The sequence below is a fragment of the Curtobacterium sp. C2H10 genome, assembly GCF_025407985.1.
GTDB lineage: Bacteria > Actinomycetota > Actinomycetes > Actinomycetales > Microbacteriaceae > Curtobacterium.
This window is the reverse complement of record NZ_JABXGF010000004.1, coordinates 1-15314: the sequence shown is the minus strand read 5'-3', so window position 1 is coordinate 15314 and position 15314 is coordinate 1. Positions and strand designations below refer to the sequence as shown.

Here is a 15314-nt window from a genome sequence, read left to right as displayed (position 1 = left end):
CATGACCTCCCTCGCAGTCGGCGTCGACATCGGCGGTACGGGCATCAAGGGCGCGATCGTCGACGTCTCCACCGGCGAACTCACCACCGACCGGATCAAGAAGGCCACGCCGGAGGGCGGGAAGCCGCACGACATCGTCGCCGTGGCCGCGTCCATCCTCGACGAGCTCGCTCCGGCGTCGGACGTGCCCGTCGGGGTCTGCTTCCCGGCGATCGTCCGCGACGGCAAGACCATGTCCGCGGCGAACGTCTCGAAGAAGTGGATCGGTTTCGAGGCCGAGGCGCTCTTCGAGAAGGAGCTCGGCCGCTCCATCCACTTCGTCAACGACGCCGACGCCGCCGGGTTCGCCGAGCAGCAGTTCGGTGCGGCGAAGGGCAAGGACGGCCTGGTCGTCGTCACGACGCTCGGCACGGGCATCGGCACGGCGCTCATCAACGACGGCGTGCTCATCGTGAACTCGGAGCTCGGGCACCTCGAGATCGACGGGCACGACGCCGAGTCCCGCGCCTCGTTCGCCGCCAAGGAGCGCGACGACCTGTCGTGGAAGCACTGGGCGAAGCGGCTGCAGAAGTACTACTCCACGCTCGAGGCCCTGCTCTCCCCGGAGCTCTTCGTCGTCGGCGGCGGGGTGTCGAAGCAGTACGAGGAGTTCCTGCCGCTGCTCGACCTGCAGGCGGACATCATCCCGGCGACGCTCCGGAACAACGCGGGCATCATCGGCGCCGCGACCCTGGCCGCGCGGAGCGCCTGACGCGTCGACGCGCCGTCGTCGCGGCCTCGCCGCGGGTCGAACCACGAATCCGACATCGAACCGGCCCACGCCGCTGGTTCGATGTCGGATTCGTGGTTCGACGTGGCCCCGTGCCCGGTAGACTCGTGCTCGCGAATGGGTCGGTGAGACGGTCGCGTCACTCCCCCGGGAGTGCCGAGGAACGTCCGGGCTCCACAGAGCAGGGCGGTGGGTAACACCCACCCGGAGCAATCCGCGAGACAGTGCCACAGAAAGCAGACCGCCGGCGGCGACGTCGGTAAGGGTGAAACGGTGGTGTAAGAGACCACCAGGGGTCCGGGTGACCGGATCCGCTCGGTAAACCTCGCCCGGAGCAAGGTCAGACAGAGGACGCTGAGGCTGCTCGCCGAGTCCTCGGGTAGACCGCTGGAGGCCGACGGCAACGTCGGTCCGAGAGAGATGGCCGTCACCGCCGCGCGAGCGGCGGGACAGAACCCGGCGTACGGCCGGCCCATTCGCACCCCACGCTCGGCGTGCAAGCGCGGCGCGCGCGCCGACCGCGGCACTGTGCGAGGTTCCGTGCTGCGTGCGACGCCAGCGCCCTCGCACGCAGCACGGAACCTCGCACACTGCGCCCACGTGCGACGTGACGCGACCAGCGCACGCACGCGACGGACGGGAGGCGCGGTGCCAGCCGGCACCGCGCCTCCCGTCCGTCGTCTGGTCGCGCCTAGAGCCCGGACTCCGCCGTCCGCACCAGGATCGCGTCGCTGTCGGGGCAGAGCACGACCTCGTCGGGCGCTGCCCGCCGGATGGTCTGCAGGTCGGAGTTCGTGAGCGTCACGCCGGACGCCGTGGACACCCCGCCCTGCAGCAGCGAGGCGCCGAAGCCGTACCGTGCCCGCTGCCGGTCGTACAGCGCGAGGAGGTCCGCCGGCACCTTCGCGGCGACGGCGGCACGGCTCTGCGTGGCCGATTCGCGGTCGGACTCGAGCCGGGCGATCTCGGCGTCGCGCTCGGCCACCAGCCCGGCACGTGCGGCCTCGACGTCGGCGAGCTGCGCCTCGATGTCGCCCACGCGGGCACGGAAGCCGTCGAGGTTCTCCATGACCTCGAGTTCGGCCGTCTCGAGGTCCCCGATGCGGCGCTGCAGCGACTCGAGCTCGCTCTGGAGACCAGCGGCGTCCTTCGCGCTGGAGACGTTCTGGAGCATCGTGGTGTCACGCTCCACGCGGGCCTGCGCCGTGGCGGTGTCGGACTCGAGGCGGGCGAGTTCGCGCTCGGCGTCCTCGACCTCGCCGGTGGCCGCCGCGAGCTGGGCGCGCAGCCCCGCCGCCGTGGTGCCGAGCTCGGTGAGCCGATCGCCCTTCTGCAGCGACGTGATGCGGTGCGCGATCCGGGTGACGTCGTTGTCGAGACGCTGGACGTCGAGGAGGATGACCTGGTCCTCGGGTGCTGCCTTCATGGTCAGACTCCTTGTGTGTCGGTGGTGGGTTCGGCGGCCGGCAGGACGGCGAAGTCCCACGGGTCGGTGCGGAGGTCGCTCACGGTGACGCGGACGCCCGCGGCGCGGCGGAGTTGCTCGGCGGCGATGTCGAGCCAGAGCCACTCGGTGGCCCAGTGCGAGGTGTCGATGAGGGCGGGCCCGCCGACGAGCATCGCCTGCTCGCGGAACTCGGACGCCGGGTGGTGTCGGAGGTCGCTCGTGACGTAGACGTCGGCACCGAGCACGTCGGGGTGCCCGAGGTACGCGTCGCCGGCGCCGGCGCAGAGCGCGACGGAACGGACGGGCCGGTCGAACTCCCCCGAGACCCGGACGCCGGTCGCGGTGCCGGGCAGGAGGTCCACCAGCGCCCGGGCGAGCGCGCCGAGCGTGGTCGGTTCGGCGAGCACCCCGACGCGGCCGATGCCCGTCGACGGGTCCGCACCGGGCTCGAGCGGGCGCTGGTCGGTCAGGCCGAGCCGGTCGGCGAGGACGGCCGAGGTGCCCGTCGTCACGACGTCGGCGTTGGTGTGCGCGGCGACGAGGGCTGCCCCGCCGCGCACGAGGGTGGCGAGCACGCTGCCCTTGTAGGTCGACTCGGCGATCGTGGTGACGCCTCGGAGCAGCAGCGGGTGGTGGGTGAGCAGCAGGTCAGCGCCGAGCTCGACCGTCTCGCGGGCGGTGGCCGGGACGGCGTCGACTGCGAGGTGCACGTGCTCGACCGTCTGGTCGGGGTCCCCCGCCACGAGCCCGACGGAGTCCCAGGACTCGGCGCCGGCGGCGGGCCACAGGTCTTCGATCACGGCCTGGAGTTCGCGGAGCGTCGGCATCCCGTCAGTCTACCGAGCCGCCCGGGTCGGTCCGGGCGCCCTGTGGACGATCACGGGACCGAGCAGCGCTGTGGACGACGGGCGACTCCGGCTGCCCGGTGGATCAGCGGCGACCGAACGCGCGCATGACGACGGCGACGAAGCGCGTCCACCACCCGGCGGAGGCACGGTCCTCGGACGCGACGTCGGCTGCGTGGGCCGGGTGCCCGGCGGGCGTGTGCGCGGCGTTCTCGGCGGCGGCGGTCTCGGCGGTCGTCGGGACGACGGCCTCCGGGAGCACGACGGGCGTGCTCGCCGTCGCGCCGGCGTGCGCCGTCAGCGCGGCGGCGAACGCGGCACGGTCGATCGCGGTCGGCCCGGTCGCGGGCTGGACCAGCGGCGTGGGTCGCGTGTTCGCGGACACCGGTGAGACGACCGGGAGGGACAGCACCGGTCGAGCGGGCTCGTCGCGTCCCGGCGTGGTCGCCTCGGGGGCGTCGATCGCATCCACGACCTCGGTCGCGTCCACGAGTGCGGGAGCGGGTGCGGAGCCCGTCGGGGTGACGACGGCGGTGACGACGGCGGGTGCCGGGACGGCGGCCGACGCGGGCACGCCGGCGACCGGCACGCTGCCCGTCGCCGCACGCCGCGCCGCGGCACGGTCACGACGATCGGCCTCGAGCGCGGAATCGGCCAGCAGGTCCGCGAAGACGGAGTGGGCGAACGCCCGAGCGGCTTCGACCTCGGGGTCGCGCTGTCCGGCGACGGTGGCCTCCCACGCGGCGAGGCGAGCGAGGTCCTCGTCACGACGACGGACCTCGTCCTCGAGGATCACGATGCGCTCGATCGTGGTGCGCCCGCTGGCCGAGGACACCTCGACGGCGAGGTCCTCGATGCGGAGGGCGAGGCGCTCCGGCGGTTCGGGGAAGGACGGCGCGCAGACCGCGGCGTGCCGAGCACGGTCGCGGGGGCGACGGAAGGCGGAGTCGTCGGCCGGCACGCCGGCGTCGACGACGGCCGCGGCGCCGCTGGTCGTGGCGGGCTCGACGGGGGCGTCCGACGCTGCGTCCGGACGCTGCACGGGCCCGGTGACCGGCGGGACCACGAGGTCCGACAGGTACGGGGCGCGCGTCGCCGGGGCGTCACGGAGCCACTCCTCGAGCTCGCGACCGAACGGGTCGACGAGGGGGGTGCGTGCACCGGACTGCGTTTCCATGATCGAAGGATAAATATCGCAACGCTCATCTCGGCGGACATCCCCGGTGTGTCGCCGGAGTCCCTGCCATATCGCCTCGAAGGTGAACGGCGTGTCGCGGACGGTGTCAGAGCGTGCGCTCGAGGTCGTCCACGAGTGCACGGCCGGCCGGCCAGGCACCGACACCACTGGCGACGTTCACGTGGCCGAGCGTGCCGACCCGGACGACTCCGGCACCGAGGACGTCCGCGAACGCCAGGGCCCGGTCGAGCGTGCAGTACGGGTCGTCGTCGCTGACCACCAGACGCGTCGCGACCGCAGGGGCCGCCTGGGCCACCGGCTCGACGAACCCGGCCGCTGCGGCGGGGAACCCCGGCGCGAGCGGGTCCGGCGGCGCCACGAGGAAGGCACCCGCGACCTCCGCGTGTCCGCGCTGACCGAGCCACGCGGCGACGGCGAGGACGCCCAGGCTGTGCACGATGAGCACCGGCGGTTCGTCGACGGCGGCCACGGCGCTGGTGATCGCGCGGGACCAGTCGTCCGGGTCGGGTTCGCTCCACGACGCCGGTGCGATCCGGACGACCGCGCCGGGGTCGTCGGCCGACCGGTCGTCCTGCCACAGCGACTGCCAGTGGTCGGGGTCGGAGTTCCAGATCCCGGGGACGATCACCCACGGTCGAGGTCTGCGCACCCTCGAAGCGTAGCGGGGGGGTCGGTTCAGGCGTGCAGCGTGTCGCGCGGGTACTCGCCGAAGCGCGAGGCGTACGCCCCGGAGAACCGGCCGAGGTGGGCGAAACCCCACCGCACGGCGATCGCGGCGACCGTGACGTCACCGGGCGACGAGCGGCGGAGTTCCTCGCGGACGCGGTCGAGCCGGATGCCGCGCAGCATCGCGTTGGGCGCCGTACCGACCTGCCGCTGGAACGCCTGCTGGAGCCCGCGCACACTGAGCCCGACGTGCTCGGCGACGTCGGTCGTGCTGATCGGGGTGTGGGCGAACGCGTGCATGTACTCGACGGCCTCGCGGACCCGGCCCGTGGCGCCCTGCGGCAGGGTGATGTCCGGCGCGAGCACGGTGTGCGGGAAGGTGCGGAGGAGCGCGAGGGCGGTGTCCCGGGCGGTCTCCGCGAGGACCAGCTGCGACACCGGCGCCTCGCCGAGCACGGTCTCGGCGGCCCGGCGGACCTGGGCGTTCCACCCGCGGAGGTCCTCGCGCCGCGGCGGCTGGGTGTGGTCGAACACGAGCGGGGCCGGCTGCGTGCCGTGCTCCTCGGCCGCCACGCCCTCGAGGAACGTGCGATCGAACTGGACCAGGCTCTGCCGGAGGTCCTGCAGGTCGAAGGCGAACGGTCGACCGGTCGGGAACATCATCGGCGTGCCGGGCGTGAAGGCGACCTCTTGCCGCCCGACGTCGACGGTGCCCCCACCGTCGGCGAGCCACATCACGACGTACTCGTCGCCGGACTCGAGCTCGCCCTGCATCCGGGCGTCGAACCGCGTGGAGCGGAAGGACATCGTCTCGTCGCCCGTGACCCGGAAGCGGTAGCTGAACGGGCGTTCCGTGCGCTCCGCCTGGAAGCCCACGCTCTCGTACGCGTCCTCGTACATCTGGATCGCCGCCTCGAGGTCGGCCCCGGACGTCTCGAAGCTGATCCTGGGGTCGGGCTCGACGTTCATCGACTGGATCGTGACACGGCGGCGCGGACCCCACGGGATGTATGCGCACGCATTGCGGATACCGGCCCACGGGCTGCGCGAAGCGGACGAACCGGTCCGTCAGACACGAGCGGCACTCAGTGGCGCCCGCGCCGGACCGTCCACAGGTTCCGGTCCGCGACCCGTTCGTAGCGCAGGTCGTCGACCACCATCTGCACGAGCGCAAGGCCCCGCCCGCTCTCGGCCAGCGCGTCGGGCAGCTGCGCGGCGGACGGGTCGACCGGCACCGGCACACCGTCGTCGGTCAGCTGCGCCTCGACCGCGTCCGAACCGACGTCGAGGTGGAGCGAGCACGAGACGCCGCGACCGGCCGCCCCGTGCTCGATCACGTTCGAGGTGAGTTCGACGAGCGCGAGCTCGAGGGCCATCCGGTCCTCGGCCGAGACGGTGGGCTCGGTGTCCCACACCGTCGCGAGGAACGCGTGCACCGCAGTGACGTCGTCCGGCGGGCACGCCAGGTCGAGGCTGTGCCCACCCACCGCGGCGTTCATGCCCAGTCGGTCACCGCGGCGTCCCCGTCCGGGTACGTGCGGAGGATCTTGTCCATGTTGGAGAGCTTGAGCACCATCTCGACCTGGTCGGACGGCGCCGCGATGCGGAGGTCCCCGCCGGCCTGTCGCGCGGCCTTGAGCGACCCGACGAGCGCGCCGAGACCGGAGGAGTCCATGAACTCCACCCCGGACAGCTCGACGACCACGCGGGGCCGTCCGTCGCCGACGACCTTCGCGACGGTCTCGCGGAACGTCGGGGCCGACACCATGTTGAGTCGGCCGCTGCACTCGAGCACGGCGGCGCCGGCGTCCGCTTCGTGTACGACGATGTCCATCTCGGTGCCTCCTGGGATCGGTGCGGGGTGCACCCTGCAACCTACCGGGTCCGGGTCACGAACCCGTCGAGGCGCGTCCGGTCCGTCGCGTCGCCAGCAGCTGCACGACCACGGCGGCCGCCATGAGCACCGCCATCACCGACCCCATCGCGACGGCCGTCTCGCCGAGCGCTCCCGCGAGCGGCGTGCCGAGGCCGCCGAGCCCGAACGTCAGCCCGCCCTGCAGTGCCGCGGCGGTCCCCGGGTGCGCGGCACCGACGTGCTGCGTGCGGGTCATCGCCGCCGGCAGGACGAACCCCCACGCCGCGGTCACGACGGCGAGCGAGACCCAGACCGGCACCGCGCCGGCCCCGAGCAGCGCGGACACGAGGACGCCCGTCGCGCCGAGGGTCCCGAGCGCCAGGCCGAACGACAGCAGCGCGTCCTCCGAGAACCGACCGACCACGCGGCGGAACACGAGCGTCGTGACGATCATCATCGAGGCGTTCGTGGCGAACACGAGGGTGTACATCCCCTCGGAGAACCCGAAGCCGGTCTGGAACACGAACGAGCTCGTGGCGATGTACGCGAAGAACCCGATGGTCGAGAGCACCCCGGTCAGCACGTACGCACGGAACCGCGGGATGCCCATGAGCTCGCGGATGCGTCCCCAGTTCGCACCGAGGCCCACCCCACCGCGGAACGCCCGCGGCAGGGTCTCGTGGAACCGGACGACCACGGCGACGAAGAACGCCGCACCGAGCACCGCGAGGACGACGAACATGAGTCGCCAGGTGCCGACCGTCAGCACCGCTCCCCCGGCCAGCGGGGCGACGACGGGGCCGATCGCGTTGATGGCCGCGAGGGTCCCGAACACCTTCGCCATCCGCGGCCCGTCGACCACGTCCGAGACCATCGCCCGCCCGGCGACCGCCCCGGCCGCACCCGCCAGACCCTGGAACACCCGCGCCACGACGAGCGTCACGACGTCCGGCGCGAGCGCGCACCCGACGGAGGCGACGGCGAAGACCGCCGTGCCGACGAGCATCAGCGGACGCCGCCCGATGCCGTCGCTCACCGGTCCGGCGAGCAGCTGCCCGACGGCGAACGCGACGAGGAACGCCGTCAGGGACAGCTGCACGGCACCGGGCGTCGTGCCGAGGTCGCGTGCGATCGCCGGCAGGGCCGGGATGTACATGTCGGTCGCGAACGGTGAGACGCCGACGATCAGGGCCAGCGGCAGGATCGGTGGGAGGGCGGTCGTCCGGCTGGTCGGTCCTGTGCGCTCCGTCGTCACGTCGGCCACGCTACGCGCCCCCGAATCGATTCGACAAGGGCGGTGGTGTCGCGTTGCGCACACCGAGACGGCCAGGAGGCGCGGTGCCAGCTGGCACCGCGCCTCCTGGGCCCGAGACGGTCGCGTCGACGACCGACGGCCGGTCCGCGCGGATCAGCCCGTGTTCTGCAGGCCGGCCGCGATGCCGTTCACGGTGAGGAGGAGCAGCCGGTGGTCACCGTCCGTCGGGTCCGTGCTGCCCGAGGTGCGGATCGCGCGGAGCGCCCGGAGCTGCAGGTGCGAGAGCGCGTCGACGTACGGGCTGCGGAGCCGGACGGCGCGTGCGAGGACGGGACGGTCCTCGAGGACGTCGCTCCCGCCCGAGACGCGCAACACCCACTCGCGCGTGCGGAGCATCTCGTCGAGGACCTTCGCGGCGAGGTCGTCGCGGTCCGCGAGTTCGAGGTACCGGCGGGCGATGTGCTCGTCGGTCTTCGCGAGCGACATCTCGACGTTCTTGATCATCGCGCCGAAGAGGGGCCACTCGGCGTACGCGGTGCGGAGGAGCTCCACGTCGCCGACGGCCTCGAGCGCGGAACCGAGGCCGTACCACCCGGCGAGGTTGATGCGCGCCTGCGTCCACGAGAACACCCACGGGATCGCCCGGAGGTCCTCGAGCGACTCGACGCTCAGACCACGGCGGGCCGGGCGGGAGCCGAGCGGGAGCAGACCGATCTCCTCCATCGGGGTCACGCGCGCGAACCACGGCGCGAAGCCGTCCGCCTTCACGAGGCCGTAGAACGCCTCGCGCGAGACGTCGTCGAGCTGCTGCGCGAGGTCGGCGAAGCGCGTGGCGGCGACGGCCGTGCGGTCCTCGTTCGACGGCGAGGACGCGAACAGCGTGGCCGAGGCCATCTGCTCGAGGTGCCGCGCGGCGATGTCCTTGTCCCCGTACTGGGCGAAGATGACCTCGCCCTGCTCGGTGAGCTTGAGGCGTCCGTCGATGGAACCGCGGGGCTGCGCCAGGACGGCCTCGTTCGCCGGGCCACCACCGCGGCCGAGCGAGCCGCCGCGGCCGTGGAACAGCGTGAGCTCGACGTCGTTGTGCTTCGCCCAGTCGGCGATCCGGGCCTGTGCGTCGTAGAGCGCGAGGTTCGCCGACACCGGACCGACGTCCTTGGAGGAGTCGGAGTAGCCGAGCATGACCTCGAGGCGGCGACCGGTCGCTGCGAGGCGACGCTGGAACGGCTCGGTGCGGACGGCCTCGTCGAGGATGTCGACACTGGCGTGCAGGTCCGCGAAGGTCTCGAACAGCGGGATGACGTCGAGCACCGGGGCGGCCTCGGGCGACCCGAGTGCGGCGACCGCGAGCTCGTGGACGTTCGCGAGGTCGGCTGCCGACTGTGTGAACGACACGATGTAGCGGCTGGCGGCGCGGACGCCGTAGCGGGCCTGCAGCGCGGCGATCGTGCGGAACACGGCGAGGACCTCTTCCGTGGTCTCGCTCAGCTCCCCACCGGCGCGGATCTCTGCGAGGGCGTTCCGGTGCACCTGCGAGTGCTGCCGGACCTCGAGCTCGGCGAGGTGGAACCCGAAGGTCTCGACCTGCCAGACGAGGTTCTGCAGCTCGCCGTTCGCGGGACGGGTGGCCCCGGCCGCGACGAGCGAGGTCTGGATCTTGCGGAGGTCGGCCAGGAGTGCGTCCGGCCCAGGGTAGGCGAGCTCGGCCTCGCCCCGGCGCGTGGCGTCGATGCGGGCGGCGACGAACAGCAGCGCCCGACGGTGCGTCTCGTTCGGCGCACGGACCCCGATGCGCTCGGCGATCCCGGGGTCGAGGGACTCCTGCGCGGCGACGAGCGCGGTGAGCCCTGCGTCCGCCGGGGTCTCGCTCGCGTCGAGGGTGAGGGTGCTGCCGATGCGGGTGGCGGCACGGGAGAGCCCGAGCAGGATGTGCTCGGCCGCGATCTCCGCCGCCTGGCGGGTGACGTCCGCGGTGACGTGCGGGTTGCCGTCGCGGTCGCCGCCGATCCAGGTGCCGAAGCGCACGAAGGCGGGTGCGGTGACCGGCACGCAGCCGGCGTCGTCACCGAGCAGCCGGTCGTCGAGCAGGCGGTAGACCTGCGGGACGATCTCGAACAGCGTCTGGTCGAACACGCTCATCGCCGTGCGGACCTCGTCGAGCGGGGTCGGGCGGGTCGTACGGAGCGGCGAGGTGCGCAGGAGGGTCGTGATCTCCTCGAGCAGCCGGCGCTCGTTCTCGGCGAGGGCCGTGGCGTTCGTCGTCCGGTCGCGCTCGTCGATGAGGTCGGTGATGCGCCGCACGGCCGTGGTCACCGCGCGTCGGCGGGCCTCGGTCGGGTGCGCCGTGAGGACCGGGTGGAACCGGAGTTCGCGCAGCCGGGCCGCAGCGGCCTCGTCGCCGACCTGCTCGACGAGCGAGGCGTACGTCGCCGGGAAGGAGTCCCCCGCGAGTCCGCCGTCGTCGCCGCGGTGCCGGAGCACGCGCACGCGGTGGTGCTCCTCGGCGAGGTTCGTGAGGTGGAAGTACGTGGTGAACGCCTGGGCCACGGCCTCGGCCCGCTCGGCGGACAGGTCCGCGACGATGGCCTCGGCACGCGCGGCGCCCTCGGCCTCGCCGCCCTCGTACGCGTCGATGACCGCGGCACGGAGGCTCTCCACGTCGTGCAGGAGGTCCTCGCCGCCGGTCTCCCGCAGGACGCGTCCGAGCAGCTCGCCGAGGTACCGCACGTCGGAGCGCAGGTCGCTGTCGACCGCGCCACTGACGTCGTCCCGCGCCCGTCCGTGGCGCGTCTGACCGTCGATCGTCATGTGGTCCTCTCCGGGTCTCGGCCGGGAAGGTCGTCCCGGTATCCCAGCAGCGTATCGGCCCGTCGGGACCGGTGACGACAACCGTCCGGACGGACCGCGGCGGGCGGGCGCGCGGCTTCGCCCGTTCCCATCGCACCCGGACGGACCACGGCGAGCGTTCGTAGAATCCGGCCAGGGATGCTCAGCATCCGTGGGTGGAGGGACGCCATGGACGAGACGGCCGAGCCGGCAGACCGCGAACCCGCCACGGGGCGGACGCAGGACGACGTGGGGACGGGAGTCGCGCCTCCTGGCCCACCGACCGACACGGCGGTCCGGAAGCCGCCCGTCGAGCGCTGGGTCTTCTGGCCGGCCGCGGGGATCGTGCTCGCGTTCGTCGCCGTCGCGCTCGCCGCGCCGCGTGCCACCGAGGACGTCTTCTCGGCCGTCCAGGGGTGGATCGTGCGGGACTTCGGCTGGTACTACGTGATCGCCGCGGCCGCCTTCGTCGTCTTCGCGATCTGGATCGGGTTCAGCCGGTTCGGCGACATCGTGCTCGGCCAGGACGACGAGGCGCCGGAGTTCTCGACGCTCTCGTGGCTCTCGCTGCTGTTCGCCGCCGGCATGGGCATCGGGCTCGTGTTCTACGGCGTCGCCGAGCCGCTCAGTCACTTCGCCTCACCACGGCCGGGGGTGACGGGCGACGACGACGCCCTCGCGCAGCAGGCGCTCACGCAGACGTTCCTGCACTGGGGCCTGCACGCGTGGGCGATCTACGTCGTGGTCGGGCTCGCCCTGGCGTACGCGATCCACCGGCGGTCGCGCCCGGTGTCGATCCGCTGGGCGCTCGAGCCGCTGCTGGGCAAGCGCGTGGTGGGCGGGTGGGGCAACCTCATCGACGTCCTCGCGCTGATCGGCACGCTGTTCGGCGTCGCGACGTCGCTCGGGCTCGGCGTGCTCCAGATCGGGTCGGGGCTCGAGTACACCGGCGCGGCGGAGAACACCCGGGGCCTGCAGATCGGGTTGATCGTCGTCGTCACGCTGATCGCCGTCGGGTCGCTGCTGAGCGGTGTCGGCAAGGGCATGAAGATCCTGTCGAACATCAACCTCGTGCTGGCGGCCGTGCTGCTCGTCTTCGTCCTCTTCGTCGGGCCGACGCAGTTCCTGCTCGGCGAGTTCGTGCAGTCGATCGGGCAGTACGTGCAGGGCTTCGTCGGGCTGGCGTTCGACACGAGTGCCTTCGCGGGTCAGGCCGGGCAGGAGTGGCAGGGCGCGTGGACGACGTTCTACTGGGGCTGGTGGATGTCGTGGGCGCCGTTCGTCGGCATCTTCATCGCGCGGATCTCCCGCGGACGGACCGTTCGGCAGTTCGTGCTCGGCGTGCTGTTCGTCCCGACGCTCCTGACCTTCCTCTGGTTCGCGATCATGGGCGGGACCGCGCTGTACGACCAGCTGCACGGCACCGGCGACCTCGTCGGGGCGGACGGCAGCGTGTCCGTCGAGCAGGTCCTGTTCCAGCTGCTCGGCGGGATGCCCGCCGGGTCCGTGCTCGTGATCGGGGCGATCATCCTGATCGGGGTGTTCTTCGTGACCTCGGCGGACTCGGGTGCGCTCGTGATGGGCATGATCGCGACCGGCGGGCAGATCGAGCCGAAGAACTGGATCCGGGTGTTCTTCGCCGGGGTCACGGCCCTCGTCGCGGTGGCGCTCCTGCTCGCGGGCGGGCTGAACGCGCTGAAGACCGCGGCGATCACGACGGCGCTCCCGTTCAGCATCGTGATGGTGCTGATGTGCTGGTCGACGGTGATCGCCTTCACGCGGGAGCGTCGGGCGTACGCGCGGGCGGAGCGTCGGGCGTTGATGGCGGACCTCGCGGACTTCTACCAGCAGGAGGTCGTCGAACCCGCGGAGCGCGCGCCGAAGACCGGCCCGATCCAGAAGCTCGCGCGCCGCATGCGGCACTGAGGCGGGGGGCGGCGCGGGCGGCGGGGGTGGCGGGCGGCGGGGTGGCGGGCGCGCTTCGTGAGCAGAAATGGTCGCCTGGGCTGCCCGCACCCGACAGCTTCTGCTCACGAAGCGCCCGCGGCGCGGCGCGGCACGAACGAAGGGAGCGCCGGGATCGCGGCGCGTGGCGGAAGCACCCCTGCGAAGCGACGCGCTCCGCGATCCCGGCGGGTCTGGTGGGCGGCACGTGGCCGCTCGGGTCAACTCGGCTCGGTCACGCGATCACGGCCACGTCGTCGCCCGCGCCGTGCGGCCCGTCGTCGTCGGACCACGCCCCGGGACGGCCGAGCACCGGCCCCCGCGTCGCGTCGAGCCCCGCGAGCAGCCCGCTGTCGAGCCGGTGCGCCAGCTCGACCTCGGCGATCACGCGTTCGCGTTCCTCGGCCGACCACGGAGCCGCGTCGAGCTGCGCCCGGTAGGTCTGCTCGAACGCGCTCGGGTCGGCGACCTGGTCGAAGATGTAGAACAGGACGCCGTTCGTCTCGAAGCCGAACTGCTCCGCGAGCAGCCGCCCGATGAGTCGCCCGCCGGACAGGTCGCCGAGGGACCGCGTGTAGTGGTGGGCGACGAACCCGCCGGGCCACGTCGCCGCGATCTCGTTCAGTCGTCGGACGTACGCGGTGGTCTCGGGCAGCGGGCACACGAGCTCGGACCAGTCCGGACCGATGAGGTACTCGAGGTCCGCCCGGATCGCCGGCATCCGCGTCAACTGCGACGTGACGAAGGGGGCAGCCACGGGGTGGTCCGCCATCCGCTCGGCCGCGCGCTCGAGGGCGTCGTACACGAACGCGTACTGTCCGAGCAGGGCCGCGTACTCGCCGACGTCGCACCGCCCGGCGAGCAGGTCCTGCATGAACCCGTCGCCACCCGACCCCTGCGAGCGACGCGTGCGCCGACGCAGCAGCTCGGAGAACGGGATGACGGTGTCCATGGAGGTAAGGCTAACCTTACTGAGCGGTACGTCAAGCACAGCGCACCCAGAAGTCGAGAGAGGAAGCTCGCACCGATGAGCTCGAAACCCAAACGCCCCCAGCACGTCTTCGTCGTCGACCGCACGGAGCGTCTCTCGCCGCACATGGTCCGCGTCCACCTCGGCGGTCCCGCCTTCGACGAGTTCGTCGCGGCAGCGGACCCGGAGCGGCTCGCCACCACGGACAAGTACGTCAAGCTCCTGCTCGCGAAGCCGTCGCTCGGGCTCACGCCGCCGTACGACCTCGAGTCGCTGCGCGAGTCGCTCCCGAAGCACGACCGGCCGGCGCGCCGCACCTACACCGTGCGCGCCGTCGACCACGAGGCGAAGACCATCGCCGTCGACTTCGTCGTGCACGGCGACGACGGCCTCGCGGGTCCCTGGGCGGCCTCGGCGCAGCCCGGCGACCTCCTCGCGCTCTCCGGTCCCGGCGGCGGGTACGCCCCGTCCACCGACCCCGCCGTCACCCACGTGCTGCTCGGCGACGACAGCGCGCTCCCCGCGATCTCCGCCGCCCTCGAGGGCATGGCCGACACCGCCACGGGCGTCGCCCTCGTCGAGGTGGCGGGTCCGGCCGACGAGCAGGACGTCGCGCACCCGGCCGGGGTCGACCTGCGGTGGCTGCACCGCGACGCCACCGGCGCCGAGCCGGGCACGCTGCTGCTGGAGGCGGCTCGCTCGCTGGAGCGCGCCTCCAGGCCCGTGCAGGTGTTCGCGCACGGCGAGCGGACCGCGATGAAGGCGATCCGTCGACTGCTGCAGGACGACTGGGGACTCGAGAAGTCCGAGATGTCGCTGTCCGCGTACTGGGCGCTCGGGCGCGCCGAGGACCGGTTCCAGGAGGAGAAGCGCGAACCGATCGGCGTCATCTTCACCGAGTAGCGCTCGGGCCTGGAGGCGCGGCTGACGTCGGTGGGTCGGGCTAGCGTTCCCGGCATGGTCGCCCTCTCGTGCTGCGCGCCCGGTTGCGACGCCGGTGCGGTCGCCGGGTCGGCGGTGCCCGCGGTGCCGCTGTGCGCCGGACACGTCGCCCTCGTGGTCGACGCCGCCGCCGAGCACGTCGGCGTCGAGGACGTGCTGCCCGGCCCGTGCCCGGTGTGCGGGTCGCGGGTCGGGGTGCGCTTCCCGTCGGGTGCGGTGTGTGCGGCGTGCGAGTGGCGCTGGGGCGACGTGCCGGACGGGGACCTCGCTCCCCCGCGGGTCGACGTCGTGTACTACCTGCGGATGCGGGACGACTTCGGCGACCGGATCAAGATCGGGACGACGGCGAACCCGCGGCAGCGGCTCGCGGCGATCCCGCACCAGGACCTCCTCGGGTTCGAGCGCGGCGACCGGACGCTCGAGCGGCGGCGGCACGCGCAGTTCGCCGGGTCGCGGTACCCCGGTACGGAGTGGTTCCGGGTGACGCCGGAGTTGCTCGAGCACGTCGCGGTCGTGGCCGCGGGCGTGAGTGACCCGTGGGAGCTGCACGCCCGGTGGCGGAGCGAGGCGCTGGCGCTGTGCGGGTGAGGCGCGGCG

14 protein-coding genes and 1 other RNA gene are annotated in these 15314 nt (G+C 72.9%); 5 read left to right on the top strand and 10 right to left on the bottom strand.

The features are described 5' to 3' along the window. The first annotated feature begins 1 nt into the window (after position 1). Positions 2-751, top strand: a complete 750-nt coding sequence (gene ppgK / locus HWD93_RS03260; protein ID WP_070418779.1) for a polyphosphate--glucose phosphotransferase — start codon at positions 2-4, stop codon at positions 749-751. Positions 752-887: 136 nt separating this feature from the next. Continuing rightward, an RNA gene (gene rnpB / locus HWD93_RS03255) (RNase P RNA component class A) lies at positions 888-1248 on the top strand. A 212-nt stretch (positions 1249-1460) separates the two neighbouring features. Here rnpB and HWD93_RS03250 read toward each other — a convergent pair. The 9 genes from HWD93_RS03250 to HWD93_RS03210 all read right to left on the bottom strand — a co-directional run bounded on the left by HWD93_RS03250 (position 1461) and on the right by HWD93_RS03210 (position 10843). Beyond that, positions 1461-2195: a zinc ribbon domain-containing protein gene (locus HWD93_RS03250; protein WP_070418778.1), complete on the bottom strand. Its 735-nt coding sequence runs from the start codon at positions 2193-2195 to the stop codon at positions 1461-1463. Between the two features lie 2 nt (positions 2196-2197). Then, complete coding sequence (locus tag HWD93_RS03245) at positions 2198-3043, bottom strand: Nif3-like dinuclear metal center hexameric protein (protein ID WP_261646025.1); 846 nt, start codon at positions 3041-3043, stop codon at positions 2198-2200. A gap of 103 nt (positions 3044-3146) precedes the next feature. Next, the gene (locus HWD93_RS03240) at positions 3147-4238 is read right to left on the bottom strand and encodes a hypothetical protein (RefSeq protein WP_261646024.1); all 1092 of its coding nucleotides are present in this window, start codon (positions 4236-4238) and stop codon (positions 3147-3149) included. Between the two features lie 106 nt (positions 4239-4344). Next, on the bottom strand, positions 4345-4908 hold the full coding sequence (locus tag HWD93_RS03235) for an alpha/beta hydrolase (RefSeq protein WP_261646023.1): 564 nt from the start codon (positions 4906-4908) through the stop codon (positions 4345-4347). A 26-nt stretch (positions 4909-4934) separates the two neighbouring features. Next, the gene (locus HWD93_RS03230; RefSeq protein ID WP_070418774.1) at positions 4935-5894 is read right to left on the bottom strand and encodes a helix-turn-helix domain-containing protein; all 960 of its coding nucleotides are present in this window, start codon (positions 5892-5894) and stop codon (positions 4935-4937) included. Positions 5895-6010: 116 nt separating this feature from the next. Continuing rightward, positions 6011-6424: an ATP-binding protein gene (locus HWD93_RS03225; protein ID WP_070418773.1), complete on the bottom strand. Its 414-nt coding sequence runs from the start codon at positions 6422-6424 to the stop codon at positions 6011-6013. Beyond that, positions 6421-6759, bottom strand: coding sequence for an STAS domain-containing protein (locus HWD93_RS03220; protein ID WP_070418772.1), 339 nt, complete (start codon positions 6757-6759; stop codon positions 6421-6423). The genes HWD93_RS03225 and HWD93_RS03220 overlap by 4 nt, the downstream gene beginning before the upstream one ends. A gap of 55 nt (positions 6760-6814) precedes the next feature. Beyond that, positions 6815-8035, bottom strand: coding sequence for a multidrug effflux MFS transporter (locus HWD93_RS03215; RefSeq protein WP_261646022.1), 1221 nt, complete (start codon positions 8033-8035; stop codon positions 6815-6817). 153 nt (positions 8036-8188) lie between these two features. Then, positions 8189-10843 carry a phosphoenolpyruvate carboxylase gene (locus tag HWD93_RS03210; protein ID WP_261646021.1) on the bottom strand — a complete coding sequence of 885 codons (2655 nt, stop codon included), beginning with the start codon at positions 10841-10843 and terminating at the stop codon, positions 8189-8191. A 177-nt stretch (positions 10844-11020) separates the two neighbouring features. Here HWD93_RS03210 and HWD93_RS03205 point away from each other — a divergent pair, with 177 nt between their 5' ends. Next, the gene (locus HWD93_RS03205; protein WP_261646020.1) at positions 11021-12787 is read left to right on the top strand and encodes a BCCT family transporter; all 1767 of its coding nucleotides are present in this window, start codon (positions 11021-11023) and stop codon (positions 12785-12787) included. Between the two features lie 253 nt (positions 12788-13040). On the opposite strand, the gene HWD93_RS03200 is transcribed toward HWD93_RS03205, so the two are convergent. Continuing rightward, a complete protein-coding gene (locus HWD93_RS03200; protein ID WP_261646019.1) occupies positions 13041-13757 on the bottom strand; it encodes a heme oxygenase (biliverdin-producing) in 717 nt (238 codons plus the stop codon). A gap of 75 nt (positions 13758-13832) precedes the next feature. Between HWD93_RS03200 and HWD93_RS03195 the strand changes: the two genes are divergently transcribed. Beyond that, positions 13833-14678 (top strand): siderophore-interacting protein, encoded by an 846-nt coding sequence (locus HWD93_RS03195; RefSeq protein WP_261646018.1) that lies wholly within the window; start codon positions 13833-13835, stop codon positions 14676-14678. 54 nt (positions 14679-14732) lie between these two features. Then, positions 14733-15305 (top strand): GIY-YIG nuclease family protein, encoded by a 573-nt coding sequence (locus HWD93_RS03190; RefSeq protein ID WP_261646017.1) that lies wholly within the window; start codon positions 14733-14735, stop codon positions 15303-15305. The last annotated feature ends 9 nt before the right edge of the window (positions 15306-15314 follow it).

Excerpts from the sequence above, each read along its gene's own strand:
- HWD93_RS03195 (WP_261646018.1), top strand. The coding sequence starts at position 13,833 with ATGAGCTCGAAACCCAAACGCCCCCAGCACGTCTTCGTCGTCGACCGC.
- HWD93_RS03245 (WP_261646025.1), bottom strand. The coding sequence starts at position 3,043 with ATGCCGACGCTCCGCGAACTCCAGGCCGTGATCGAAGACCTGTGGCCC.
- ppgK (WP_070418779.1), top strand. The coding sequence starts at position 2 with ATGACCTCCCTCGCAGTCGGCGTCGACATCGGCGGTACGGGCATCAAG.
- HWD93_RS03230 (WP_070418774.1), bottom strand. The coding sequence starts at position 5,894 with ATGAACGTCGAGCCCGACCCCAGGATCAGCTTCGAGACGTCCGGGGCC.
- HWD93_RS03205 (WP_261646020.1), top strand. The coding sequence starts at position 11,021 with ATGCTCAGCATCCGTGGGTGGAGGGACGCCATGGACGAGACGGCCGAG.
- HWD93_RS03200 (WP_261646019.1), bottom strand. The coding sequence starts at position 13,757 with ATGGACACCGTCATCCCGTTCTCCGAGCTGCTGCGTCGGCGCACGCGT.
- HWD93_RS03240 (WP_261646024.1), bottom strand. The coding sequence starts at position 4,238 with ATGGAAACGCAGTCCGGTGCACGCACCCCCCTCGTCGACCCGTTCGGT.
- HWD93_RS03250 (WP_070418778.1), bottom strand. The coding sequence starts at position 2,195 with ATGAAGGCAGCACCCGAGGACCAGGTCATCCTCCTCGACGTCCAGCGT.
- HWD93_RS03190 (WP_261646017.1), top strand. The coding sequence starts at position 14,733 with ATGGTCGCCCTCTCGTGCTGCGCGCCCGGTTGCGACGCCGGTGCGGTC.
- HWD93_RS03210 (WP_261646021.1), bottom strand. The coding sequence starts at position 10,843 with ATGACGATCGACGGTCAGACGCGCCACGGACGGGCGCGGGACGACGTC.
- HWD93_RS03225 (WP_070418773.1), bottom strand. The coding sequence starts at position 6,424 with ATGAACGCCGCGGTGGGTGGGCACAGCCTCGACCTGGCGTGCCCGCCG.
- HWD93_RS03220 (WP_070418772.1), bottom strand. The coding sequence starts at position 6,759 with ATGGACATCGTCGTACACGAAGCGGACGCCGGCGCCGCCGTGCTCGAG.